This window comes from Klebsiella sp. 141251 (assembly GCF_050600725.1).
GTDB classification, from domain to species: Bacteria; Pseudomonadota; Gammaproteobacteria; order Enterobacterales; family Enterobacteriaceae; genus Klebsiella; species Klebsiella aerogenes.
This window is the reverse complement of record NZ_JAQIRG010000002.1, coordinates 38,463-62,264: the sequence shown is the minus strand read 5'-3', so window position 1 is coordinate 62,264 and position 23,802 is coordinate 38,463. Positions and strand designations below refer to the sequence as shown.

Sequence of the window (23,802 nt, the reverse complement as noted above, 5' to 3'; positions counted from 1 at the left end):
GTCGCGATGTTAAATAGCATGCGTAAACACGGCATCACGCTGGCGCTCTTTGCCGCTGGCTCTACCGGACTGACGGCCGCCATCAATGAATTAACCAAGAACACCATTGAGCAGCAGGCCGCGCTACAGCAAAAGGCCCTGTTCGATCAGGTCCTGCCAGCGGAGAGTTATAATAACGATCTGCTGAAAAGCTGTTATCTGGTGACCGCGCCGCAGTTAGGCAAAGGTCAGCATAAAGTATGGATTGCAAAGAATAACGATGCGCCGGTCGGCGCGGTGATGGAAGCCACGGCGCCGGATGGTTATTCCGGGGCGATTCAACTTCTGGTCGCAGCTGACTTTAAAGGCACCGTTCTCGGCTCACGCGTCACCGAGCATCATGAGACCCCCGGGCTCGGTGATAAGATTGAACTGCGTATTTCTGACTGGATCACCCACTTCAGCGGCAAGGTTATCCATGGCCAAAATGATAGCCACTGGGCGGTGAAAAAAGACGGTGGTGATTTCGACCAATTCACCGGCGCGACCATTACCCCACGTGCGGTGGTAAACGCCGTTAAACGCGCGGGACTGTATGCGCAAACGCTGCCCGCGCAGATCCCTGAATTCACCGCCTGCGGAGACTAAGCCATGAGCGAAGTAAAAGACGTCATTGTTCAAGGGTTGTGGAAGAATAACTCGGCGCTGGTCCAGCTGCTGGGGATGTGTCCCCTGCTTGCGGTTACCTCGACGGCTACCAATGCCCTGGGCCTCGGTCTGGCGACCACGCTGGTGCTGACGCTCACCAACCTCACCATTTCCAGCCTGCGCCGCTGGACACCGGCGGAGATCCGTATTCCGATCTACGTGATGATTATCGCCTCGGTAGTCAGCGTGGTACAAATGCTTATCAATGCCTACGCTTTCGGCCTGTATCAATCGCTGGGTATCTTCATTCCGCTTATCGTGACCAACTGTATCGTGGTTGGGCGCGCCGAAGCGTTCGCCGCCAAAAAAGGACCGGCGCTGTCAGCGCTCGATGGTTTTTCCATTGGTATGGGCGCGACCTGTGCCATGTTTGTGCTGGGGTCGCTGCGCGAAATAATCGGTAATGGCACGCTGTTTGATGGTGCCGATAGCTTATTAGGCAGTTGGGCGAAAGTCCTGCGCATTGAAGTTTTCCATACCGATACGCCGTTCCTGCTGGCGATGCTACCGCCAGGCGCTTTCATTGGCCTCGGTATGATGCTGGCGGTAAAATACCTCATCGATGAGCGTACTAAGCAGCGTAAGGCGAAAGCGGCGCAGGCCGTCTCCGTCGCCCCAACTGATGTGACAGGGAAAGCGTAAGATGAATAAAGCCAAACGCCTGGAGATCCTGACCAGGCTGCGGGATAACGACCCGCACCCAACCACTGAACTCAATTTCACCTCACCGTTCGAGCTACTTATTGCGGTGCTGCTGTCAGCGCAGGCCACTGATGTTAGCGTCAACAAAGCTACTGCGAAGCTCTATCCGGTCGCCAATACGCCGGCGGCGATGCTGGAGCTTGGCGTTGACGGCGTGAAGTCCTATATCAAAACCATTGGCTTGTTTAATAGTAAAGCCGAAAACGTCATTAAGACCTGCCGCATCTTACTGGAGAAACATAACGGTGAGGTGCCGGAAGACCGGGCGGCGCTGGAAGCGCTACCAGGAGTCGGTCGTAAGACCGCCAATGTCGTGCTGAATACCGCTTTTGGCTGGCCGACTATTGCCGTCGACACCCATATCTTCCGCGTTTGCAATCGGACACAATTTGCTCCCGGTAAGAACGTTGAACAAGTCGAAGAAAAGTTGTTAAAGGTGGTTCCGGCGGAGTTTAAAGTTGACTGTCACCACTGGCTTATTCTTCACGGCCGTTACACTTGCGTCGCGCGAAAACCGCGCTGCGGTTCCTGCCTGATAGAAGATTTGTGCGAGTATAAAGAGAAGGTTGAGTCCTGATTTTTGCATATCTGCTGAATATTACCGTCCTCGTCAGTCACCGCTATTTTCACCAACGATCGCCCGGATCCATAACCTAACCTGTGGTTATGGTTCTATTTTTCATCAATCACACCGACAATGACTCCATACTTTTGCCATTTAGATGGATAATTATGCGGTTATATAACCAGCAATCAGCGCAATCGTTTTTTACCGCTGAAAATTTTCTATGTATTTGTGATCAAGATCATCCACGCAACTCGTCGTTAAATTACTGTTGCAAAAATGCTGCAAAAAGCCAGCAATTTCAATATCAGAGCCTCAGTCACCAGGAGAATAGCCTGCTTATTTTTAGGAATATAGGCCATCCCACTGCCTTCAAGGTCAAAAAGCAGAATATATCGCCTTTATCCCCACGATGGCCGCCCGGCGTAGATTAAAATATCAGGTTTAACGAAAAGGTGAAATTTAACTCTGTATAACATTTGTATGACTGGCTAATTATAGTAGCTTGGTTATGTGTAACAGAGTATTACAAAGCTATTGCCTGATGGGGCAGGATAGTGAACATTACTTGCCGTTTTCCCTCCAAGAATAACTATAAAGGCGGCGGTCCTCCGGGATTGCGCCCCAAACAGCCCCCGTTAATATGGGATGTAAAAAAAGAGGTATATGTGTCAACTGCAAACAATAAACCAGCAGAAAGCGTGAGTTTGAACGCTTTCAAACAACCAAGAGCGTTTTATCTCATCTTCTCCATTGAGTTATGGGAGCGTTTTGGTTATTACGGCCTGCAAGGGATCATGGCCGTTTACCTGGTAAAACAGCTGGGTATGTCGGAAGCGGATTCTATCACCCTGTTCTCTTCCTTTAGTGCACTGGTTTATGGCCTGGTCGCTATCGGCGGATGGCTCGGCGACAAGGTGCTTGGCACCAAACGCGTCATCATGCTTGGCGCGATTGTTCTGGCTATCGGCTATGCGCTGGTTGCCTGGTCCGGTCACGATGCCGCCATCGTCTATATGGGTATGGCGACTATCGCCGTCGGTAACGGCTTGTTCAAAGCTAACCCGTCTTCCCTGCTCTCCACCTGCTATGACAAGAACGACCCGCGTCTGGACGGTGCATTTACCATGTACTATATGTCCGTCAATATCGGCTCCTTCTTCTCTATGCTCGCCACGCCGTGGCTGGCAGCGAAGTTCGGCTGGAGCGTGGCGTTCGCGCTGAGCGTCGTGGGCATGTTGATCACCGTGGTTAACTTCGCCTTCTGCCAGAAGTGGGTTAAACAGTACGGTTCCAAACCTGACTTCGCTCCGGTGCATGTCGGCAAACTGCTGGCGACCATCGTCGGCGTGGTAGTGCTGGTCGCTATTGCCACCTGGCTGCTGCACAATCAGGGCATCGCACGTATGGCGCTGGGCGTCATTGCACTGGGCATCGTTATCATCTTCGCTAAAGAAGCCATGGCGCTGCAGGGCGCGGCGCGTCGTAAAATGATCGTTGCTTTCCTGCTGATGGTTGAAGCGATTGTATTCTTCGTACTGTACAGCCAGATGCCAACCTCGCTGAACTTCTTCGCGATCCGTAACGTTGAGCACTCGATTCTGGGTATCGCGTTCGAACCTGAGCAGTATCAGGCACTGAACCCGTTCTGGATTATGATTGGTAGCCCGATTCTGGCCGCGATTTATAACAAGATGGGTGACCGCCTGCCGATGCCGCATAAGTTCGCCATCGGTATGGTGCTGTGCTCCGGCGCTTTCCTGGTGCTGCCGCTGGGTACCAAATTCGCCAGCGATGCCGGTATCGTCTCCGTCAACTGGTTGATCCTCAGCTACGCGCTGCAGAGTATCGGTGAACTGATGATTTCCGGCCTCGGCCTGGCGATGGTTGCTCAACTGGTACCGCAACGTCTGATGGGCTTCATCATGGGTAGCTGGTTCCTGACCACCGCAGGCGCCGCCATCATTGCAGGTAAAATCGCTAACCTGATGGCAGTACCGGAAAACGTGACCGACCCGCTGGTTTCTCTGGATGTTTACGGCCACGTGTTCCTGCAAATTGGTATCGCGACCGCAGTCATCGCCTTCCTGATGCTGCTGACCGCGCCGAAGCTAAACCGTATGACGCTGGATGACGACGCTGTCGCCAAAGCGCGCGAAACCGCAACCGCTTAAATGCTCCGGGAAAACCAATAAATTTAGGCCGCTAACGTTTGTTAGCGGCTTTTTTTTTGCCCCACGGGGGACTAACATACAGGAAACTGCAGCCACGAGGAGTTACTGATGAAACTGTTCTACAAGCCCGGCGCCTGTTCCCTTGCCTCTCATATCGCCCTGCGCGAAAGCGGCCTCGACTTTACCATCGATAGCGTCGACCTGGCGAAGAAACGCCTCGAAAACGGCGATGACTACCTGCTGATTAATCCTAAGGGTCAGGTTCCCGCGCTGCTGCTTGACGATGAAGTGCTGCTGACCGAGGGTGTGGCCATCATGCAGTATATTGCCGACCGCGTGCCCGACCGCCAGCTGCTGGCGCCAGTGGGCACCATTGCCCGCTATCAGACGCTGGAATGGCTGAATTACGTCGCCACCGAACTACATAAAGGCTTTACTCCGCTGTTCCGTCCGGACACCCCGGAAGACTACAAGCCAACGGTGCGCGCCCTGCTGGAGAAAAAGCTGCAGTATGTCGATGAGGCGCTACAGGATAAACAGTGGTTGAATGGGCATCGCTTCACCATCGCCGATGGCTACCTGTTTACGGTCCTGCGCTGGGGCTATGCGGTGAAACTGAATATGGAAGCTTACGCTAATATTGGCGCCTGGATGGCGCATGTCGCGGCGCGTCCGTCCGTTGCGGCGGCGCTGTCGGCGGAAGGTCTGAAGTAAATCATCGGCATGCCCGCAAGCGGGCATGCCATCGCGCTTACAGTTGCGTTGCGCTGAAGTAATGTTCCGGTTTGGCGATGCGGTCCTGCGCCGCCACCACCTGCAGTTCATACTCCTGCATATTTTTGGTTGCCAGCATGATTTCATACACTGCCGCAGTGACGTGCTCAAGGGCGTCGCGCAGGCTGGCGCCCTGCAGTAGCTTAACCAGCAGCAGGCCGCTGGTCACATCGCCCACGCCGACCGGCTGACGGCTGCCAAAATCGACCAGCGGGCGGCTGATATGCCAGGCTTCATCCGCCGTCACCAGCAACATCTCAAAGCGATCCATACTCATACCCGCCCGCGCCAGATGCTTCACCAGCACTACCTGAGGCCCTTGCGCTATAAGCTCACGGGCCGCGCTAACGGCTTCATCAACGTTGGCCACCGGATGGCCGCACAGGATCTCCAGCTCGACAAGATTCGGCGCGATGATATCACTGGCCGGCAGCGCATAGCGTACGTGGAATTCAGCCACTCCAGGAGCGACGATGCAGCCTTTTTCCGGATGCCCCATAACCGGATCGCAAAAGTATTTTGCCGCCGGATTCGCCGCTTTCACCTGACGCACGATGCCGAGAATATGTTCGCCCTGCTCGGCGGAACCAAGATAGCCGCTCAGTACCGCATCGCAGCTCTGCAGCTTATCGATATCGGCAATCCCCTGCACGATTTCGGTCAAATGCGAAGGCGGCATGACGCAGCCGGTCCATTTGCCGTATTGCGTATGGTTGGAGAACTGTACGGTATTGAGGGGCCAGACGTTGGCGCCGAGACGGCGCATCGGAAATTCAGCGGCGCTGTTGCCCGCATGGCCAAACACGACGTGAGACTGAATGGCGAGGATGTTCTTCATTTTCTTACCACAACCCTAAAAAGAAAAAAGGGCGTGGTTTCCCACGCCCTGGTTTTATTTTTTATTTCCAGCAGACCAGGCAGTAATTCTTCTTACCGCGACGTAGTAAGGTGTAGCGGCCGAACAGGCGGTCGCTATCGCTGAATACATATTCCGGATCGGACTGTTTTTCGCCGTTAATGGTCACCGCGTTGGAGGCTACGGTTTTACGCGCCTGACCGCGAGACGGCTGCAGCTCGGAATCCACCAGCGCCTGCAGAAGATCGGCGCCCTTTTCCATTTCGATCATTGGCACGCCGTCTTGCGCCAGCTGTTCGAAATCCGCTTCGCTCAGGTCGCTCAGATTGCCGTTGAACAGGCTTTCGGTAATGCGCTTAGCCGCTTCCAGGCCTTCTTCGCCGTGGACCAGACGCGTCACCTGCTCTGCCAGTACGTACTGCGCGCGCGGCGCTTTACCGCTGTTCTTATCTTCTTCTTCCAGCGCATTGATCTCGGCAATGTCCATGAAGGTGAAGAACTTCAGGAAGCGATAAACGTCTGCGTCCGCGGTGTTGATCCAGAACTGGTAGAATTTGTACGGACTGGTTTTCTTCGGATCCAACCATACCGCGCCGCCCTCGGTTTTACCGAACTTGGTGCCGTCGGCCTTGGTGATCAGCGGAACGGTCAAACCGAAGACCTGATTCTGGTGCAAACGACGAGTCAGATCGATACCTGAAGTGATGTTGCCCCACTGATCGGAACCACCGATTTGCAGCGCCACGCCGTGCAGTTTATTCAGGCAAGCAAAGTCATAACCCTGCAGCAGGTTATAGGAAAATTCGGTGAAAGAGATCCCCTGATCGTCACGGTTCAGACGCTGCTTCACCGCTTCTTTGTTGATCATCTGGTTCACAGAGAAGTGCTTGCCGATATCACGCAGGAAGGTCAGCACGTTCATGCCGCCGAACCAGTCGTAGTTATTCGCGGCAATCGCCGAGTTGTCGCCGCAGTTGAAATCGAGGAATGGCGCAACCTGTTTACGGATTTTATCCACCCACTGCTGCACGGTATCTTCGGTATTGAGTTTACGCTCAGCGGCTTTAAAGCTCGGGTCGCCAATCAGACCGGTCGCGCCGCCGACCAGCGCCACAGGCTTATGGCCTGCCTGCTGGAAGCGTTTCAGGCATAACAATGGAACAAGATGCCCCAAGTGCAAGCTGTCAGCGGTAGGATCGAAGCCGCAATAGAGCGCGATCGGGCCTTGCGCCAGTCGCTCTGCTAACGCTTCTTCGTCCGTCACCTGGGCTACCAGCCCCCGCTCTTGCAATTGTTTAATCAAGTTACTGCTTGCCATCAAATTCTCCATGTATAAACGACTGCACCTTTGCCGGTACACGACTTTTCGCCAGACGCGAAAGGTACATAGAATAAAGCGCCGGAGCACGTAGCACCAGCGCTTAAAACAACATTTTGCGTCCTTTATGGCGCCAGACGGTCGATTTGCCAGCCATCATTTTGTCGCTGGTATAAAAAGCGGTCGTGCAGACGATGTTCACCGCCCTGCCAGAACTCCATTTGTTCGATGCTAACGCGGAAACCGCCCCAGAAACTTGGCAACGGCACTTCGCCTTGCTGGAATTTCTGTTTCAACTCGAGGAATTTACTTTCCAGGATCCCACGAGCGGAGATACGGCTGGACTGTTGGGAGACCCACGCGCCAATCTGGCTATCGCGCGGTCGGCTGTGGAAATACTTCACCACTTCCAGCGTCGACAGACGTTCTGCCTGACCTATTACCATGACCTGGCGTTCCAGCATATGCCAGGGAAACAGCAGGCTGATACGGGGATTTTTTTCGATTTGATGTGCTTTGCGACTACCCAGGTTGGTATAGAACACCAGCCCTTTTTCGTCATAGTGCTTTAACAATACGATGCGTTGATAGGGCTGGCCGTTTTCATCAACGGTCGCGACTACCATCGCCGTCGGGTCTGCGAGCTTAGCGTCGCAGGCCTGACGCAGCCAACGTTCAAATAACGTCAGGGGTTCAGCGGGAAGATCGTGGCGACGAAGGCCGCCACGGGTATATTCACGGCGCAGATGCGCGATTTGCTGCAATTCGTCGTTATCAGACATAACCATTGAGATCGTTGTCATAGGGTGGCGTTATTGTGCGCCCCCGCTACGGAAATCTCAACGTTTCGCGGTCTGTAACTGGCAGTTATCCAACACCGCGCGGTCGCGTTTATAAACGGTGGCGCTGTCGCCTTTCGACCAGAACACATAAACGCCATCAGTATAACGAGCCCCGGAAGCCGAGAGCCCCTGGGTCAGGTTTAATTGCTGATTATCATAGATAAAGCTCACCTGCTGACGAGCGTTGTTCAAATGGACGGTCAACGGTTTTTGATCGCACTGATATTCAAGGGTGTCGGTCTGCATCCGTTCAACGAATTGGTTGTAATAGCTACACCCAGCGAGCATAAAAGGAACTACCGCAATAAGAATTTTTTTCATGTGTATGCCTTCGACTTTCCCGGTCAGGAGAGCAAACCGCCCTCCCGGAATTTCGTCCAGTTTACCGGTAAATAAAAAATAGCGACTTCAGTTAACTCTGATTCTGCGCTCGATTCGCGGGATAGATGGCGCCAAGAATTGTCGCTTCGCTGGCGCCGGTGACGGAGGGAAGATTCCCCGGCAGACCGGCAAGCGCACGCCACGCCAGCCACGCAAAGGCCAACGCTTCCATATCGTCACCGCTGATACCGGCGTCATCGGTGGTCGTGACTTCAGTCCCTGGCAGCAATGCCGCCAGACGCGCCATCAACAGCGGATTCCGCGCCCCGCCGCCGCAAACTAACAAACGCTCGCAGCCGCCGCTTAACAAAACCTGCTCACTGATGGACACCGCGGTCAGTTCTGTCAGCGTGGCCTGAACATCCTGCCCCCGCAGATGGGTATAGCGCGCCAGATGCTTTTCCAGCCAACCATAGTTGAAATACTCACGACCGGTGCTCTTCGGCGCGGGTAACGCGAACCAGGGGTCGCTTAACATATCCTGCAGAAGTGGTAGTAAGACTTTGCCTTCACTGGCCCATTGCGCGTCTTTATCATAGGGTTTACCGCACTGGCGCCAGATCCAGGCGTCCATCAGCATATTCCCCGGCCCGGTGTCATAACCGCGTACCGGCTGCCCCGGAACCAGCAACGAGAGGTTGGCAATGCCGCCGATGTTAAGCACCATGCGCCTTTCAACCGGGTGCGCCAACAGAGCCTCATGGAAGGCCGGGACAAGCGGCGCGCCCTGACCGCCAAGCGCCATATCGCGGCGGCGGAAATCCCCCACAACGGTCACGCCGGTATGCGCAGCGATCTGGTTGTTATCGCCTATTTGCATGGTGTGCGGGGCATCGCCGGTCGGTTCATGCCACACAGTCTGACCATGGCAACCGATGGCGACAACATCTTCAGGCTGAAGGTTCTGCTGGCGCATCAGCGCTAATACTGCATCCGAAAAAAGCCGCCCCAAACGGGTATCCAGACGTCCCAGTTGCGACAAGGTCAGCTGCTGCCCCTGGCAAATCGCTAATATTTCTTCTTTCAGTTTGACCGGGATGGGGTACGAGAGGCTCGCCTGCTGCGCCACCATATTTTCATTTATCGCCGCCAGAACGACATCTACGCCATCAAGGCTGGTGCCAGACATTACGCCAATAAAACGACCTGATTTCATACGCCTACCCTCATTCCATGACTTTTGCAGAACCATCAGTGCATCATAAAGCAGGGTTCAATGCTATGGCGCACTAATACTTTTTAACAATAGTTCTGCCGCGACAATTTGTTAGGTAAAGTACTTACGTTTATTCGTCGTTAAAGCGAACCTTATTATTTTTAAACAGTCCATAAGGAAGCTATGCCAGCGAACGCTTAAATGCCATATAATTGACCACATGGAAGTTCACTGGAACATTTTTGGTACACAGGAGATTCATAAATGATTTTACGTGTTTTGGCTGTCTCGATGATTGGCTTAACCCTGGCGGGTTGCGTCAGCAGCAGCGGTCTATCTGGCGATGTTTACACAGCATCAGAAGCCAAGCAGGTGCAAAGCGTGACCTACGGTACCATCGTACATACCCGTGCGGTCCAGATCCAAAGCGGCGATGACAGCAATGCTATCGGCGCGATTGGCGGCGCGGTACTCGGTGGCTTCCTTGGTAATACCATTGGCGGCGGCACCGGTCGTTCTCTTGCAACCGCTGCAGGCGCGGTTGCCGGCGGCGTAGCCGGTCAGGGCGTACAGGGCGCGATGAACAAAACGCAAGGCGTTGAGCTGGAAATCCGCAAAGATGACGGCAATACCATCATGGTGGTTCAGAAACAGGGCAGCACCCCGTTCTCCGTTGGTCAGCGCGTAGCCATTGCCGGCAGCGGCAGTCAAGTGACGGTTTCCCCGCGTTAAGCCTCTCTAATGCGGCCTTAATTGGCCGCATTAATTCTCCAGATTCATTATTTACCACCAAAACATTCATCATACATATATCAATATTATTGATATTTCTGCACGGCAACTTGCGTTTGCGCAATATTCCCCGTTAATTAATTCGTTAGCCTGAAGTGGATTTTCTCATTTAGCGACCTGCGCGTCGTTTTTACCCCCCCATTTTTATCGCGGGAGTTTGCCTGTGCCTCTGAATTTAAATCGATTATCGCACCGTTTATTTGCTTATATCATCGCCTGCAGCCTGGCAATTATTACTATTGATATACTATCTGATTCAATCGTTAATCGTATCCCTACGACTTCATCACCACTTTTTCCTTTGCTGACAATTATATTAATGATTTTTCACATTACTATTTCTTGCTTCATGAGCATGAAGTATTGGTGTGATAAAAGCCGTCTCTATCTGATGCCTATCGCCTTCGCCTTTGCCAGCTCCGCCTTACTGATGCTGGGCACCCTGAGCAGCTATCCCGGCTGGCTACTGTGCAACAGCGAATATATTGTTAAACAAAATGACGCGCTGATTTTTTACTCATTCCGTAATATTTTGATGGTCGTGTTGTTCATCACTGCCATTATTATATACCGCTATCGTCAGTATCTTAATCAAGCGGCCGGCGTGCATACTTTAATATTGACGGGATGTTTTATTTTTAGCGCTACTATTCTTATTTTATCGTGGTTACACTCCAGTAACAGCCCATTATTAAGCATCGATTTTATCGACGACATCACCAACACTTTTACTCCGTTATGGCATAACTGGATGGGCTGGCTGCTATTTTTCTCCTGGGTATTTACGTTGATATTATTGGTTATACTAACCAAGCTACGTAATATCTTCTGGTATAGCGGCGCATTTTTCTGTGCTGCCTATATATTTACGCTAAACGTATTACTCACAGCGACAGGTAGTCAGCATATTATCGCCTGGAATCAGGCGCGCCTGTTCGAAACTTTGAGTACGTTATTTATGCTGTTCGTACTGTTAAGTGACGTTTTTATTCTCTATCGCGACTCTAACAACAAATACATCAATTCGTATCAGAACTCTATCCGCGATCCGCTGACCAGACTGTACAACCGCAGCTACTTTTACGACACGCTCAGCGGTTTGCTACCGCAGACTTCAGCAACACGACCGCTATCGGTCATCGTCAGCGATCTCGATCATTTTAAGCGCATCAATGACAACTACGGCCATGTTCAGGGCGACAAGGTAATTCAGTTTGCCGCCAGCGTACTACAAACTCATGTGCGCCGTGAGGATATTGCCGCCCGTATCGGCGGCGAGGAGTTTGCCCTGTTGCTGGTAAATACTGATGCTGATGATGCGCTGGCGATAGCCGAGCGAATTCGCCAGATGGTCAGCGCCGGGCAGGCATCACTGCCGGAACGGATGACGATTAGTATGGGGGTCTACACCGTTTCGAGCTCCAACATTGGGGCTGAAGAGTGCGTCAAACGCGCGGATGCGGCTATGTACGCGGCGAAAAACGGTGGCCGCAATCGCGTGGTGGTCTGGCAGGAATAAGAGAAAGGGCTTTGCGAACGCAAAGCCCTTTTCCCGGCTAGTCTTTTGCCTGAAGATCGAGGATATTGTTTTCAAGTTTACGGATTAAGTTGAGCAGCGTTTCGACTTCCTGCTTAGATACACCCGCAAGGATTTCATCACGCGTTTTGCCGATCACGTCTTCCATTTGGTTGATCAGCGGTTCCGCCTTTTCCGTGAGCTTGATACGTTTCGCCCGGCGATCGTTTGCACAAGTCTGGCGAGAAATAAGCCCTTTCTCCTCCAGTTGATCCAGCGTGCGCACCAAAGAGGGCTGTTCAATACCAATAGCCTTGGCCAGCTGGATTTGCGACTGCTCAGGAGGTAGCTGATGAATGTTATGCAGCGTGACCCAGTGCGTCTGCGTTAACTCCAGAGGTTTTAGGCGATGGTCGATCAGCGCGCGCCAAACGCGTACCAAACGTGCCAGATCAGAACCAAGTGGCGATTCCAATTTCATCTCCTTATAATTAGCTTGCTAAGTTATTATACTGCTTTTAGAATAGTGTGCAGCATTTAAATTACCAAAACAAATGAATTACTTGATTCACTAAATTCAAGACAATGATTTACAATGTGAACTAATTCATCACCAAGAACATTATCCCTGCAACGGCAAAGGATTTTTGCTTGTGAAACTGAGTCTTAACACTCCCGGATTGTCGCTACAGGACCTGGTGTTCGGCGCTTCTATCTATTTTCCCCCGTTATTTAAAGCCGTCGTGCTTGGTTTCTTTATCTGGTTAATCGTTCATCGTCAGCTACGCGACTGGATGTACGCCGGCGAAATCTGGCATCCCCTGCTGATGGACCTTTCCCTGTTTGCGCTGGCCGTTTGCCTGGCGCTGGTTCTCCTGACTCTCTTGTGATGCTCATTTCATGAAGAAACTAAAATATCTCTCAACCTTAATTATTGCCGCTATTGCGATTATCGCCGCCTGGCTGGTATGGAATTACTACACTCAGTCACCATGGACGCGGGATGGCAAAATTCGCGCCGAACAGGTCGGCATTACGCCTCAGGTTTCCGGCAGTATTTTGCAGTTGAATGTTAAAGACAACCAGTTGGTCAAAGCCGGCGACGTTTTGTTCCGCATTGACGATACCCCCTATCGCATTGCGGTTTTAAACGCTCAGGCGCAGTTGGCAAAAGCCAAAGCGGAACTGGCAAAAGCCAAAGCCGAGCAAACCAAGGCCGCCAGCGACGTTACTCGCCGCCGCAGTCTTTCGCAAAACTTCATCTCCGCTGAAGATATGGAAACCGTTAATACCGCTTTGAATACCGCCAATACCACTTATGAGGCGGCTAAAGCGGTGGTTGGCGTGGCGCAAGCCGCGCTGGAACATGCGCAGTGGCAGCTGACGCAAACCGAGGTCAAAGCGCCGGTTGATGGCTGGATCACTAATTTGTCAACGCGGGTCGGAGATTACGCCTCCGTCGGCCACCCGGTATTTGCGTTGGTTGATAGTCATTCTTTTTATGTCCTGGGTTATTTTGAAGAGACCAAACTGCGTCACATCCGCGAAGGCGCTAGCGCTCAGGTCGTTCTCTATAGCAGCAAACAAACGTTACAGGGTCACGTTTCCAGCATCGGCCGCGCCATCGTTGATCAGAGCGTCGAAGGCGGTTCGGCGCTGGTCGCTAATATTAAACCCAACATTCCATGGGTACGCCTCGCGCAACGCGTACCGGTACGTATTGAGTTCGATAAGCTGCCTGCGGACGTCACGCTGGTTTCAGGTACCACTTGCACCGTATCGATTGGCGGACAGTAATGAAGCTGCAGGCTCTGCGCTGGCAATCACTGCCGTGGTTTAAAGCCAGCCGTCCGCAATGGCGCTACGCGTTACGCAACGGCATTGCGATGTGTCTGGCGCTTAGCATCGCCTATGCGCTGGATCTTGATGAGCCCTACTGGGCAATGACCTCCGCCGCGGTCGTCAGCTTCCCAACAGTTGGCGGCGTTATCAGCAAGAGCTTTGGCCGTATCGCCGGCAGCCTGCTCGGCGCCTGCGCCGCCCTGCTGCTGGCCGGCCATACCCTTAACGACCCGTGGCTATTCTTGTTCAGTATCTCAGCCTGGATTGCGCTCTGTACCTGGGCCTGCGCGATGTTCACCAATAACGTCGCCTACGCTTTTCAACTGGCAGGCTATACCTGCGCAATTATCGCCTTCCCGGTTATTAATGTTGCCGACGCGAATGAACTGTGGACTATCGCTCAGTCGCGAGTTTGTGAAGTGATTGTGGGGATATTGTCCGGCGGGTTCATGATGATGATCCTGCCCAGTACCTCAGATGGCGTCACGCTGCTGACGGCACTGAAGAATATGCATTCCCGGCTATTAGAGCATGCCAGCCTGTTGTGGGTGCCGGAAACCACCGATGCGATTCGTAGCGCCCATGAAAGCGTCATCGGCCAGATCCTGACCATGAATTTGCTGCGTATCCAGGCCTTCTGGAGCCACTACCGTTTCAGACGGCAGAATCCCTTGCTGAATTATCTGCTTCATCAGCAGTTGCGAATGACCAGCGTCATCTCCAGCCTGCGAAGAATGTTATTGAACTGGCCGGATGCGCCTGGCAATACGCGAGCGGTGCTCGAAACGCTACTCAGCGAGCTCGCCAATCCGCACGCAAATGTTTATAGCGTGGCGCGGATTCTGGTACCGCTGGCCCCCGGCCCTAACGCCAACTATCGCCATCTGGCGTTCTGGAAACGGCTGCGTTATTTCTGTCGTATCTATCTCGAAAGCAGCCGCTGGATCCGCCGCATCGAGAACGCCAGCGCTATCACCGAGTTTAACGTCCCTTCGGCGCCGGCGCTGTCGCGTCATACCGATCAGGCTGAAGCGTTATGGAACGGCTTACGTACCTTCTGCGCGCTGGTGGCCGTGGGCGCCTGGGGTATCAGCACCCAATGGCAGGCCTGCGCCGCCGCGCTCACCCTCGCCGCCATTAGCTGCGTACTCTACTCAATATCGCCGTCGCCATTTAAATCGCTCACCTTATTGATGCGTACCCTGGTGCTGTTGTCGCTGTTCAGTTTTGTGGTGAAGTTTGGCTTAATGGTGCAGATAACCGACCTGTGGCAGTTTTTACTGTTTCTGTTCCCGCTGCTCACCACCATGCAGTTATTGAAACTCCAGATGCCGAAGTTCGCTGGGCTATGGGGGCAGTTAATCGTCTTTATGGGATCGTTTATTTCGGTCACCAACCCTCCGGTTTATGACTTTGCCTCGTTTCTTAATGATAATCTCGGCAAAATTATCGGTGTTGGTCTGGCGTGGCTTGCCTTTGCGGTTATCAGTCCCGGCTCAGATGCGCGGAAAAGTCGCCGCCATATCCGTGCGTTACGGCGTCACTTTGTCGATCAGTTGAGCCGCCGCCCGCAGCATAGCGAGCACGAATTTGAGTCTCTGGTGTATCACCACATTAGCCAGTTGAGCAGCAGCCAGGACGCGCTGGCGCGACGTTGGCTGCTGCGCTGGGGCGTAGTGCTGCTCAACTGCTCGCATGTCGTGTGGCAACTACGTGATTGGGAGACACGTTCAGACCCCCTCTCACAAGTACGCGACTTGTGTATCAGCCTGCTTCGCGACGTCATGAGCGAACGCGGCGTCCAGCAACGTCCACTTGCCTCGACGTTGCTGGAGTTGCAGCGGATCTGCGATACCCTTAACCATCATCATCAGCCGGCGGCTAAAGAGCTGGCGGCGATAATCTGGCGGTTATACTGCTCGCTATCGCAGCTGGAACAGGCGCCAATTGCCGGCACCATTACCGAACGGACTACTTAATCACCCCGCAGGCAAAACGCTCGCCGCCGCCGCCCAGCGGCTGCGGGCTATCGGCCATATTATCGCCGCCGACATGAACCATCAGCGCTTTGCCCTTCACTTCCGCGAGCGTTTTCAGGCGCGGGGCAATAACCGGTTGGTTAGCCACCCCATCGTCGTTGACCACCAGCAGTGGAAGATCGCCAAGATGCCCTGCGCCCAGCGGCCCTTCATGCTTACCGGTATGTTGCGGATCGAAATGACCGCCCGCCGCGCCGGCGGCGACCGCTTTACCGTCTTTTATCGCCGGCTGGCAGCTTCCCTCAGCGTGGATATGAAAACCGTGTTTGCCCGGCGGAAGCGCGCGTAAATCAGGAGTAAATTCAAGGCCTCTGTCGGTTTCAGTAATTTTAACGCTACCGACGGCCTGGCCAACGCTCTGGCTGGTGACAAGATTAAGGGAGACATCTTCACTGGCGGCCTGCGCGCCAGCGCAAAATGCGAGAGTGAAAATAGCGAGTAAACATCGTTGCATAACACCTCCGGATTGGCTGTATCCCTGATAAGTGTAAACCAGGTAGCGGCATCCGGAGGCGTAAGATGGTTTAAGGAACGTCGTAACCCAGCGCCGCTTTACGAATGCGGAACCACTGCTGGCGCGTCATAGGCAGTTTTTCCGCCACAATCGCCGAGCGCACGCGCTCGATTTTGCCCGAGCCGATAATCGGCAGCGGTTTCGACGGCAGGCGCAGCACCCACGCATAGACGACTTGCTCAATGCTATCTGCATTGAGCTCCTGGGCAATTTGCGCCAGCTCGTCGCGCAGCGGTTGGAAGCTCTCGTCATTGAACAGGCGTCCGCCGCCGAGACACGACCAGGCCATCGGTCGAATGCGCAACTGCTGGAGCTGATCGAGGGTACCGTCAAGCAATAGAGGCTGATGTACCGGTGAGATCTCGACCTGGTTAGTAGCCAGGGTGAAAGGCAGACGCGATTGTAATAGCGTAAACTGCGCCGGCGTAAAGTTAGATACGCCAAAGTGGCGCACTTTCCCACTATGATGTAGCGCGAGGAAAGCCTCTGCGACTTCGTCGGCATCCATCAGCGGATCCGGGCGATGAATCAGCAGTAAATCGAGATGATCGGTCGCCAGATTGCGCAGCGATTGTTCGGCGCTAAGAATGATGTGGTCGCGATCGGTGATATAGTGACCAATGGTATTTTCCGCACGCGCTTTAGTCGCAATCCCACACTTGCTAACGATTTCCATACGGCTACGCAGGTGCGGCGCTCGCTTCATCGCTTCGCCAAAAGCGGCTTCACACTGGTAATCGCCGTAGATATCGGCGTGGTCGACGGTAGTAATTCCTAGATCCAGGTGCTGCTCAATGAAACCAACCAACGCGTCTGTGGACATTTTCCAGTCCATTAGCCGCCAGTAACCCATAACAAAACGTGAAAATTCCGGCCCCTGCGGAGCCATAGCAATACGCTGAACCATAAACGCTTCCTCGACAAAAAAGTGTTCTGAGTATACGCATATTTGTCTTCAAAACAGTGAGGGTTGCTGCGGTTCTTCCGCGGGCGCCTGCTTAGCCGCGCGAATTTTACGCAGTAAACGCTGGCGGCACAGACGCAGGACCTCTTGTTTTTGCGCATCGCTCAGCTTTTGCCAATTGAAGCGCTCATCACGGCTACGAAAACAGCCGCGACAATAACCGCGTTCATCGGACTGACATATTCCCCGGCACGGACTCTGTACCGGGAAAAACTCAAGCTGCTCTGCCACCACCGCTCTCCCGTTTATTCTCTCTGTCTCTCATTGAAGACGCTCTGCCGCTCGCGCGCAACTTTTGTTGGTTTGTTATCCTCGCAGAATGATCATTTTGCTTGCATTAGACCAATCGGTCTACTACAGTGTGCCCCATGAACAGACACAGCGAATGCGATACCCGAGAACACATCCTCGTCACCGGCGAACAACTATGCATGCATCGTGGTTTTACCGGAATGGGCTTAAGTGAACTTCTGAAAACCGCGGAAGTGCCGAAAGGCTCTTTCTATCACTACTTTCGCTCAAAAGAAGCCTTCGGCGTCGCGTTGCTTGAACATCACTACACCGGCTATCTGCAGCGCCTGGTTGACCATTTTGACCATGGCGAAGGCAACTACCGCGACCGACTGCTGGCCTACTATCAGCACACGCTGAATCAGTTTTGCCAACAGGGCATTATCAGCGGTTGCTTAACCGTGAAGCTGTCGGCAGAGGTGTGCGACTTGTCGGAAGATATGCGTACCGCCATGGATAAAGGCGCCAGCCAGATTATCGCCCTGTTGGGCGAAGCGCTGGAAAAAGGCCGCCTGGAGGGTAGCCTGCTGTTTGAGGGGGAAGCAATTACCCTTTCACAGGTGCTGTACTCGTTGTGGTTGGGAGCCAATTTACAGGCCAAAATTACGCGTAGCGCAACGCCGCTGGAAAGCGCCCTTGCTCACGCCAAACAGATCATTGCAGCGCCTGCGGTTTAACAGGCGTTTTATTTAACCAGTTACAAGACGACCGGTCTACTCAGGAGTCATTATGTCAGAATCTAAATTGTTCAGCCCGTTAAAAGTCGGTGCGGTGACCGTACCTAACCGCGTATTTATGGCTCCGCTGACCCGTCTGCGCAGCATCGAACCTGGCGATATCCCTACTCCGCTGATGGCTGAGTACTATCGTCAGCGCGCCAGCTCCGGCCTGATTATCACCGAAGCGACGCAAATTTCCGCCCAGGCGAAAGGCTATGCCGGCGCGCCGGGCCTGCATAGCCCAGAGCAAATGGCCGCATGGCAAAAAATCACCGCTGGCGTTCATGCTGAAAATGGTCATATCGCCGTGCAACTGTGGCACACCGGGCGTATTTCTCATAACAGTCTGCAGCCAGGCGGCGCCGCGCCGGTTGCGCCATCGGCGCTGAGCGCAGGCACGCGTACTTCGCTGCGTGATGAAAACGGTCATGCCATTCGCGTCGATACATCGATGCCGCGCGCGCTGGAAACGGACGAAATCCCAGGCATCGTTGATGACTTCCGTCAGGCGGTAGGCAATGCCCGCGATGTGGGTTTCGATCTGGTAGAGCTGCACTCCGCGCACGGTTATCTGCTGCACCAGTTCCTGTCGCCTTCTTCTAACCAGCGTACCGACCAGTACGGCGGTAGCGTTGAAAACCGCGCTCGTCTGGTGCTGGAAGTGGTCGATGCCGTCAGCAAAGAGTGGAGCGCCGACCGTATCGGCATTCGCGTGTCGCCAATCGGTAGTTTCCAGAACGTCGATAACGGCCCGAACGAAGAAGCCGATGCGCTCTATCTTATTGAGCAACTGGCGAAACGCGGTATCGCTTATCTGCATATGTCCGAACCAGACTGGGCCGGCGGTCAACCGTATAGCGACGAATTCCGCCAGAAAGTTCGCGATCGTTTCCCGGGCGCGATTATCGGTGCTGGCGCCTACACGGTGGAGAAAGCCAACGACCTTATCAATAAAGGACTGATCGATGCCGTGGCCTTTGGCCGCGATTACATCGCCAACCCGGATCTGGTGGCGCGTCTGCAGAAGAAAGCGGCGCTGAACCCGCAGCGCCCGGAAAGCTTCTACGGCGGCGGCGCGGAAGGTTATACCGATTATCCAACCCTGTAATCCCTCCATTGATAGCGGCGTACCATCGCCGCTATACTCAAGACTCTGATGTATCAAAACAAACTGCATAGGGGAAATTATGCGCTTACTTCACACCATGCTGCGCGTTGGCGACCTGCAACGTTCTATTGAGTTTTATACCAACGTGCTGGGCATGAAGCTGCTGCGTACCAGCGAAAACCCTGAGTACAAATACTCGCTGGCTTTCGTCGGCTACGGCGAAGAGAGCGATACCGCGGTTATCGAACTGACCTATAACTGGGGCGTTGATAGCTACGAGCTCGGTACCGCCTATGGCCACATTGCGCTGAGCGTCGATAACGCGGCGGAAGCCTGCGAACGTATTCGTCAGAACGGCGGCAATGTCACTCGCGAGGCAGGTCCGGTGAAAGGCGGCAGCACGGTTATCGCTTTTGTTGAAGATCCGGACGGCTACAAAATTGAGCTGATCGAAGAGAAAGATGCCGGAAAAGGTCTCGGCAACTAAGTTAATTCGGGCGCATTCGCGCCCGTCAGGCTGCTGACAAAGAAGGAAACAGCGTGGTTTTTCCTTCTTTGTGGTTATCAGCCGAAAATCAATAAATTGATTTTCCTTGTTATTTGTCTAATGCAATCTGAAATCCCACTGATTGCATGACGTTTATCATCAATTTCATCGGGCGCGTTCGCGCCCGATGTTTTCTCCCTTCCTGCTGCAAGCCGCGGCAAAATTTGCCATAATGCGCGCTACTTTTTTCCAGCTAAGAGAATCTGATGTCCGAGAACGCTCAACTTAATGGTCTGTGCGGCCGTTTTCGCGGTTTTTACCCAGTGGTGATTGATGTTGAGACCGCCGGGTTTAATGCCAAAACCGACGCCCTGCTGGAGATCGCCGCTATTACGTTGAAGATGGATGAGCAGGGCTGGCTAATGCCGGACGAAACGCTGCATTTTCACGTGGCTCCCTTCGAAGGGGCCAACCTGCAGCCAGAAGCGCTGGCTTTCAATGGAATTAACCCAAACGATCCTGAACGCGGCGCGATAAGCGAATACGATGCGCTGCACGCTATTTTTAAGATGGTCCGCAAAGGGATGAAAGAGAGCGATTGCAGCCGGGCGATAATGGTGGCGCATAACGCGACTTTCGATCACAGCTTCACGATGGCCGCCGCCGAGCGCGCCGGGTTGAAACGCAATCCGTTCCACCCTTTCGTGACCTTCGATACCGCCGCGCTGAGCGGGCTGGCCTTAGGGCAAACCGTATTATCTAAAGCCTGCATCGCCGCAGGAATGGAGTTTGACGGCAGCAAGGCCCATTCCGCGTTGTACGATACCGAGCAAACCGCCCAGCTATTCTGCGAAATCGTCAACCGCTGGAAGCGCCTTGGCGGCTGGCCGCTAGCGCCGATCGAAGCATAAGCCATAAAAAAAGCGACTTCCGGGGAGTCGCTTTTTCTTTGCAGCGAAGAATTACTCTGCTTTCGGCTCGTCAGCGCTGTGCTTGGCAGCCGTTTCTTTAATCAGCTGCTGCAGTTCGCCGCGCTGATACATTTCGATGATGATGTCGCAACCGCCAACCAGTTCGCCGTCAACCCACAGCTGCGGGAAGGTCGGCCAGTTAGCGTATTTCGGCAGTTCAGCGCGAATATCCGGGTTCTGCAGAATGTCTACGTAGGCAAAACGTTCGCCGCAAGCGGAAAGCGCCTGCACTGCCTGAGCGGAGAAACCGCAGCTCGGCAGTTTCGGAGAGCCTTTCATGTACAGCAGAATTGGGTTTTCAGCGATTTGACGTTGGATCGTTTCTAAAGTGGTGCTCATTGTCGTGCTTCCTTAAACATCTTTACGGCAGTAATTTGTCATTGTAGCGTCCTGGACGCAGGACCGATAATAACATTTTTTTCACTCACCACATTTTATCTTCTGTCGTCTGAAGTTGCCTTAAAAATATCACTTTGTAACGCCGCCGCGAGGCGAATTGCGCACTTTCTGTACGGGTCGGCGATTCTCTGACTTATTTTTTTGCAATCGTTAACCAAACGACATTTTAGATACAAAAGAGTATTAACTTTCTGGCTTTTTATGCTTTAGAATCATTCCGGTTTGTCATTCACCGTCAGGCATTGGTATATGTCTGTAATTTAATCAGGGGATTGCTCAGTGGCGCGGCTCAATAAAATCGCGATATCGCTCTGTGCATTACTGTTTACATCTATCTCGCTTACGCCATTGGCGCATGCTTCAGGGCATACGCACGCTTCGGCTACGCCGAAGGCGCATCCGGCGAAAGGCTCCACCGCCGAGCGTAAGAAGAAAGCGGCACAGAATAAATCTAAATCCACCGCTAAAACTACCCGTAAAAAAACCTCAAGCGCAAAGCACCCTACCCGTACTACCGCAGCAAGCCAAACCGCACTTAATCGTCAAGCCGCCGGCGCCAGCAAAAAATGCGTGTTGCGCAAAGGTTATAAAAAGCAGTGTGCGAAAACGGTAACCTCCAGCGAAGCAACGACGCTGGCGTTAAACAGCGTAAAAAGCAAATGCGTGGTGCGTAAAGGCTACAAAAAGCGCTGTAAACCTGTTGCCGATGAACCGAATCTGACGATTGCCGATGCGCACAAAGCCCGGGTGCAAAAAGCGCAAAGCACCGCGATGAATAAACTCATGGATCAGCTAGGCAAGCCTTACCGCTGGGGAGGCTCCTCTCCGCGCACCGGTTTTGACTGTAGCGGGCTGGTTTATTACGCCTATAAAGATCTGGTTAAAATTCATATTCCGCGCACCGCTAACGAAATGTATCACCTGCGCGATGCCCGCCCGGTTGACCGCGATGAACTGCAAAGCGGCGACCTGGTCTTCTTCCGCACCCGCGGACGCGGCACCGCCGACCACGTTGGCGTTTACGTTGGAAACGGAAAGTTTATCCAGTCGCCGCGTACCGGCCGTGACATCCAGATAACCTCTTTAAGCGAAGATTACTGGGTTCGCCACTACGTCGGCGCGCGCCGCGTGATGACGCCAAAAACCATTCGTTAAGAAACGCCGATCCCGGTTTGCCGCTGCGGCGGCATACCGTTCTGCTGTACATTCCCCTCCTCTTGCAGATTCAGCGGATACTGCATACGTTCCTCCAGTAGCGCGGGGTGACGGCGATAACTGGTCGGCGACATACCAAAATGACGACGGAAAGTACGGCAGAATGTCGCCTGGCCTTCAAACCCGAGCAGCAATGAGATACTCAGCGCCGAATCCTTCGTCTGTTTGAGAATGCCGGCGGCAATGGTCATTTTGCGTCGACTCACATACGTTCCCAGCGTATAACCGGTAATCAGCGCGAACTGACGCTGAAAGTACCAGTGCGAATAACCCGATTTTCGCGAGATCGCGGTAACGGGGAGCGCGGTAAAAATGTTGTCTTCGATCCATTCGATAATATCTATGACGATCGGAATGATATGTTCACTGACCATTTCATGTTTGTGCGCCATCTCTTTTCATCCATCAATTATGAGCTTTATGCTTGTTCAATAACGATTTCTTACTCCGAGGTCCGTTGCCTGCAGAGACAATTATATTTGTCATACAATTAAAATTAATCCTAATGATTATTGGGCATGAAAGTCATTCCCATTACGCATAATGCTCGCAAGCTAATGTTTTATAGCGATCTAAAAAGATAACAGGCGGTGAAGATACGAAGCGTTTTAGTCGTAGGCAGGCGCGTCGATGGGGAATTTGCGAATCATATCGCTCGCCATGCGCCAGACTGGCGAAGGCTTAATCAGTCGCGTTAGCAATGAATAACCTTTATTGTTGTAAGTCTTTTAACTGACTTCAGCAAATGTTAACATTCTCAACACAATAACATGTAACACTCGCGACAGCGTTACACAGTAAATACTGTATTCAGGTGAATCTTCACCTAATTAATGTGAGAAAAAACAAAAAGTTATAAGGAGAGTAGCAATGTCGTTCGAATTACCTGCATTACCATATGCAAAAGACGCCCTGGCGCCGCACATTTCCGCTGAAACCCTGGAATACCATTACGGTAAGCATCACCAGGCCTACGTGACCAACCTCAACAACCTGATCAAAGGCACCGCTTTTGAAGGCAAATCTCTGGAAGAGATCGTTCGCTCTTCTGAAGGCGGCGTCTTCAATAACGCAGCGCAGGTCTGGAACCACACTTTCTACTGGAACTGCCTGGCGCCGAACGCCGGCGGTGAGCCGGAAGGCGAACTGGCCGCAGCGATTAACAAATCTTTCGGTAGCTTCGCTGATTTTAAAGCGAAATTCACCGATGCCGCGGCAAAAAACTTCGGCGCAGGCTGGACCTGGCTTGTTAAAAACGCAGACGGCAGCCTGGCTATCGTCTCCACCAGCAACGCCGGCACTCCGCTGACTACCGATGCGACGCCGCTGCTGACCGTTGATGTCTGGGAACACGCCTACTACATCGACTACCGCAATGCCCGTCCTAATTATCTGGAACACTTCTGGGCGCTGGTAAACTGGAAATTTGTTGCCGCTAACCTGGCAGCATAAAAACAAAACCGCAGCAGGGTTACCCCGCTGCGGTTTTT

General features: G+C 53.1%; 27 protein-coding genes. 16 read left to right on the top strand and 11 right to left on the bottom strand.

Annotated features, from left to right (window positions below; all coding sequences use genetic code 11):
- Positions 1-6 precede the first annotated feature (6 nt).
- The 5 genes from rsxG (at position 7) to gstA (ending at position 4,842) form a co-directional block, all read left to right on the top strand.
- On the top strand, positions 7-627 hold the full coding sequence (rsxG, locus tag PGR09_RS04835) for an electron transport complex subunit RsxG (protein WP_047064925.1): 621 nt from the start codon (positions 7-9) through the stop codon (positions 625-627).
- 3 nt (positions 628-630) lie between these two features.
- Positions 631-1,329 (top strand): electron transport complex subunit E, encoded by a 699-nt coding sequence (locus tag PGR09_RS04830; RefSeq protein WP_015366856.1) that lies wholly within the window; start codon positions 631-633, stop codon positions 1,327-1,329.
- Between the two features lies 1 nt (position 1,330).
- Positions 1,331-1,966: an endonuclease III gene (gene nth, locus PGR09_RS04825; RefSeq protein WP_045392454.1), complete on the top strand. Its 636-nt coding sequence runs from the start codon at positions 1,331-1,333 to the stop codon at positions 1,964-1,966.
- A gap of 656 nt (positions 1,967-2,622) precedes the next feature.
- Entirely contained in the window at positions 2,623-4,128 is a 1,506-nt protein-coding gene (gene dtpA / locus PGR09_RS04820; RefSeq protein ID WP_015366858.1) for a dipeptide/tripeptide permease DtpA, read from the top strand.
- 108 nt (positions 4,129-4,236) lie between these two features.
- Positions 4,237-4,842 carry a glutathione transferase GstA gene (gene gstA / locus PGR09_RS04815; protein WP_045392456.1) on the top strand — a complete coding sequence of 202 codons (606 nt, stop codon included), beginning with the start codon at positions 4,237-4,239 and terminating at the stop codon, positions 4,840-4,842.
- A 37-nt stretch (positions 4,843-4,879) separates the two neighbouring features.
- Here gstA and pdxY read toward each other — a convergent pair whose 3' ends face one another.
- The 5 genes from pdxY to anmK form a co-directional block, all read right to left on the bottom strand.
- Positions 4,880-5,740: a pyridoxal kinase PdxY gene (gene pdxY / locus PGR09_RS04810; protein ID WP_015366860.1), complete on the bottom strand. Its 861-nt coding sequence runs from the start codon at positions 5,738-5,740 to the stop codon at positions 4,880-4,882.
- 61 nt (positions 5,741-5,801) lie between these two features.
- Positions 5,802-7,076, bottom strand: coding sequence for a tyrosine--tRNA ligase (gene tyrS, locus PGR09_RS04805; RefSeq protein ID WP_045392458.1), 1,275 nt, complete (start codon positions 7,074-7,076; stop codon positions 5,802-5,804).
- 125 nt (positions 7,077-7,201) lie between these two features.
- Entirely contained in the window at positions 7,202-7,858 is a 657-nt protein-coding gene (gene pdxH / locus PGR09_RS04800; protein ID WP_045392565.1) for a pyridoxamine 5'-phosphate oxidase, read from the bottom strand.
- Between the two features lie 57 nt (positions 7,859-7,915).
- A complete protein-coding gene (gene mliC / locus PGR09_RS04795; protein WP_161801899.1) occupies positions 7,916-8,245 on the bottom strand; it encodes a C-type lysozyme inhibitor in 330 nt (109 codons plus the stop codon).
- A gap of 85 nt (positions 8,246-8,330) precedes the next feature.
- On the bottom strand, positions 8,331-9,455 hold the full coding sequence (gene anmK, locus PGR09_RS04790; protein ID WP_047077704.1) for an anhydro-N-acetylmuramic acid kinase: 1,125 nt from the start codon (positions 9,453-9,455) through the stop codon (positions 8,331-8,333).
- A gap of 264 nt (positions 9,456-9,719) precedes the next feature.
- On the opposite strand from anmK, the gene slyB reads away from it, so the two are divergent.
- On the top strand, positions 9,720-10,187 hold the full coding sequence (slyB, locus tag PGR09_RS04785) for an outer membrane lipoprotein SlyB (RefSeq protein WP_045392464.1): 468 nt from the start codon (positions 9,720-9,722) through the stop codon (positions 10,185-10,187).
- Between the two features lie 223 nt (positions 10,188-10,410).
- Positions 10,411-11,766, top strand: a complete 1,356-nt coding sequence (locus tag PGR09_RS04780) for an MASE4 domain-containing protein (protein WP_430915851.1) — start codon at positions 10,411-10,413, stop codon at positions 11,764-11,766.
- Positions 11,767-11,803: 37 nt separating this feature from the next.
- Here the strand turns inward: PGR09_RS04780 and slyA are convergent, their stop codons facing one another.
- Positions 11,804-12,244, bottom strand: a complete 441-nt coding sequence (gene slyA, locus PGR09_RS04775) for a transcriptional regulator SlyA (protein ID WP_020078997.1) — start codon at positions 12,242-12,244, stop codon at positions 11,804-11,806.
- Between the two features lie 172 nt (positions 12,245-12,416).
- Here slyA and PGR09_RS04770 point away from each other — a divergent pair, with 172 nt between their 5' ends.
- From PGR09_RS04770 to PGR09_RS04760, 3 genes are read left to right on the top strand one after another with little or no spacing between them, the layout of a single operon-like run.
- Positions 12,417-12,653 carry a DUF1656 domain-containing protein gene (locus tag PGR09_RS04770; protein ID WP_015366868.1) on the top strand — a complete coding sequence of 79 codons (237 nt, stop codon included), beginning with the start codon at positions 12,417-12,419 and terminating at the stop codon, positions 12,651-12,653.
- Between the two features lie 10 nt (positions 12,654-12,663).
- The gene (locus PGR09_RS04765; protein ID WP_045392466.1) at positions 12,664-13,560 is read left to right on the top strand and encodes an efflux RND transporter periplasmic adaptor subunit; all 897 of its coding nucleotides are present in this window, start codon (positions 12,664-12,666) and stop codon (positions 13,558-13,560) included.
- Positions 13,560-15,584 carry an FUSC family protein gene (locus PGR09_RS04760; protein ID WP_316422193.1) on the top strand — a complete coding sequence of 675 codons (2,025 nt, stop codon included), beginning with the start codon at positions 13,560-13,562 and terminating at the stop codon, positions 15,582-15,584. Before PGR09_RS04765 ends, PGR09_RS04760 begins: the two co-directional genes overlap by 1 nt.
- Here the strand turns inward: PGR09_RS04760 and sodC are convergent.
- The 3 genes from sodC to PGR09_RS04745 all read right to left on the bottom strand — a co-directional run bounded on the left by sodC (position 15,577) and on the right by PGR09_RS04745 (position 17,356).
- On the bottom strand, positions 15,577-16,098 hold the full coding sequence (gene sodC, locus PGR09_RS04755; RefSeq protein ID WP_015366871.1) for a superoxide dismutase [Cu-Zn] SodC: 522 nt from the start codon (positions 16,096-16,098) through the stop codon (positions 15,577-15,579). The genes PGR09_RS04760 and sodC overlap by 8 nt on opposite strands.
- A 70-nt stretch (positions 16,099-16,168) precedes the next feature.
- Positions 16,169-17,065: an aldo/keto reductase gene (locus PGR09_RS04750; RefSeq protein ID WP_045392474.1), complete on the bottom strand. Its 897-nt coding sequence runs from the start codon at positions 17,063-17,065 to the stop codon at positions 16,169-16,171.
- A 48-nt stretch (positions 17,066-17,113) separates the two neighbouring features.
- On the bottom strand, positions 17,114-17,356 hold the full coding sequence (locus tag PGR09_RS04745) for a DUF1289 domain-containing protein (RefSeq protein ID WP_161801910.1): 243 nt from the start codon (positions 17,354-17,356) through the stop codon (positions 17,114-17,116).
- Positions 17,357-17,490: 134 nt separating this feature from the next.
- Here PGR09_RS04745 and PGR09_RS04740 point away from each other — a divergent pair, with 134 nt between their 5' ends.
- The 4 genes from PGR09_RS04740 to rnt all read left to right on the top strand — a co-directional run bounded on the left by PGR09_RS04740 (position 17,491) and on the right by rnt (position 20,638).
- On the top strand, positions 17,491-18,090 hold the full coding sequence (locus PGR09_RS04740; protein WP_045392477.1) for a TetR/AcrR family transcriptional regulator: 600 nt from the start codon (positions 17,491-17,493) through the stop codon (positions 18,088-18,090).
- 52 nt (positions 18,091-18,142) lie between these two features.
- Positions 18,143-19,240: an alkene reductase gene (locus tag PGR09_RS04735; RefSeq protein ID WP_045392480.1), complete on the top strand. Its 1,098-nt coding sequence runs from the start codon at positions 18,143-18,145 to the stop codon at positions 19,238-19,240.
- Between the two features lie 79 nt (positions 19,241-19,319).
- Positions 19,320-19,727, top strand: a complete 408-nt coding sequence (gloA, locus tag PGR09_RS04730; protein WP_045373539.1) for a lactoylglutathione lyase — start codon at positions 19,320-19,322, stop codon at positions 19,725-19,727.
- A gap of 266 nt (positions 19,728-19,993) precedes the next feature.
- Positions 19,994-20,638, top strand: coding sequence for a ribonuclease T (rnt, locus tag PGR09_RS04725; protein WP_045392483.1), 645 nt, complete (start codon positions 19,994-19,996; stop codon positions 20,636-20,638).
- Between the two features lie 51 nt (positions 20,639-20,689).
- Here the strand turns inward: rnt and PGR09_RS04720 are convergent, their stop codons facing one another.
- The gene (locus PGR09_RS04720; RefSeq protein ID WP_045392486.1) at positions 20,690-21,037 is read right to left on the bottom strand and encodes a Grx4 family monothiol glutaredoxin; all 348 of its coding nucleotides are present in this window, start codon (positions 21,035-21,037) and stop codon (positions 20,690-20,692) included.
- 339 nt (positions 21,038-21,376) lie between these two features.
- Here PGR09_RS04720 and PGR09_RS04715 point away from each other — a divergent pair, with 339 nt between their 5' ends.
- Positions 21,377-22,252: a C40 family peptidase gene (locus PGR09_RS04715; RefSeq protein WP_047077701.1), complete on the top strand. Its 876-nt coding sequence runs from the start codon at positions 21,377-21,379 to the stop codon at positions 22,250-22,252.
- On the opposite strand, the gene PGR09_RS04710 is transcribed toward PGR09_RS04715, so the two are convergent.
- A complete protein-coding gene (locus tag PGR09_RS04710; protein ID WP_047077700.1) occupies positions 22,249-22,704 on the bottom strand; it encodes a helix-turn-helix domain-containing protein in 456 nt (151 codons plus the stop codon). The genes PGR09_RS04715 and PGR09_RS04710 overlap by 4 nt on opposite strands.
- Positions 22,705-23,182: 478 nt before the next feature.
- Here PGR09_RS04710 and sodB point away from each other — a divergent pair, with 478 nt between their 5' ends.
- Complete coding sequence (gene sodB / locus PGR09_RS04705; protein WP_015366881.1) at positions 23,183-23,764, top strand: superoxide dismutase [Fe]; 582 nt, start codon at positions 23,183-23,185, stop codon at positions 23,762-23,764.
- Positions 23,765-23,802 lie beyond the last annotated feature (38 nt).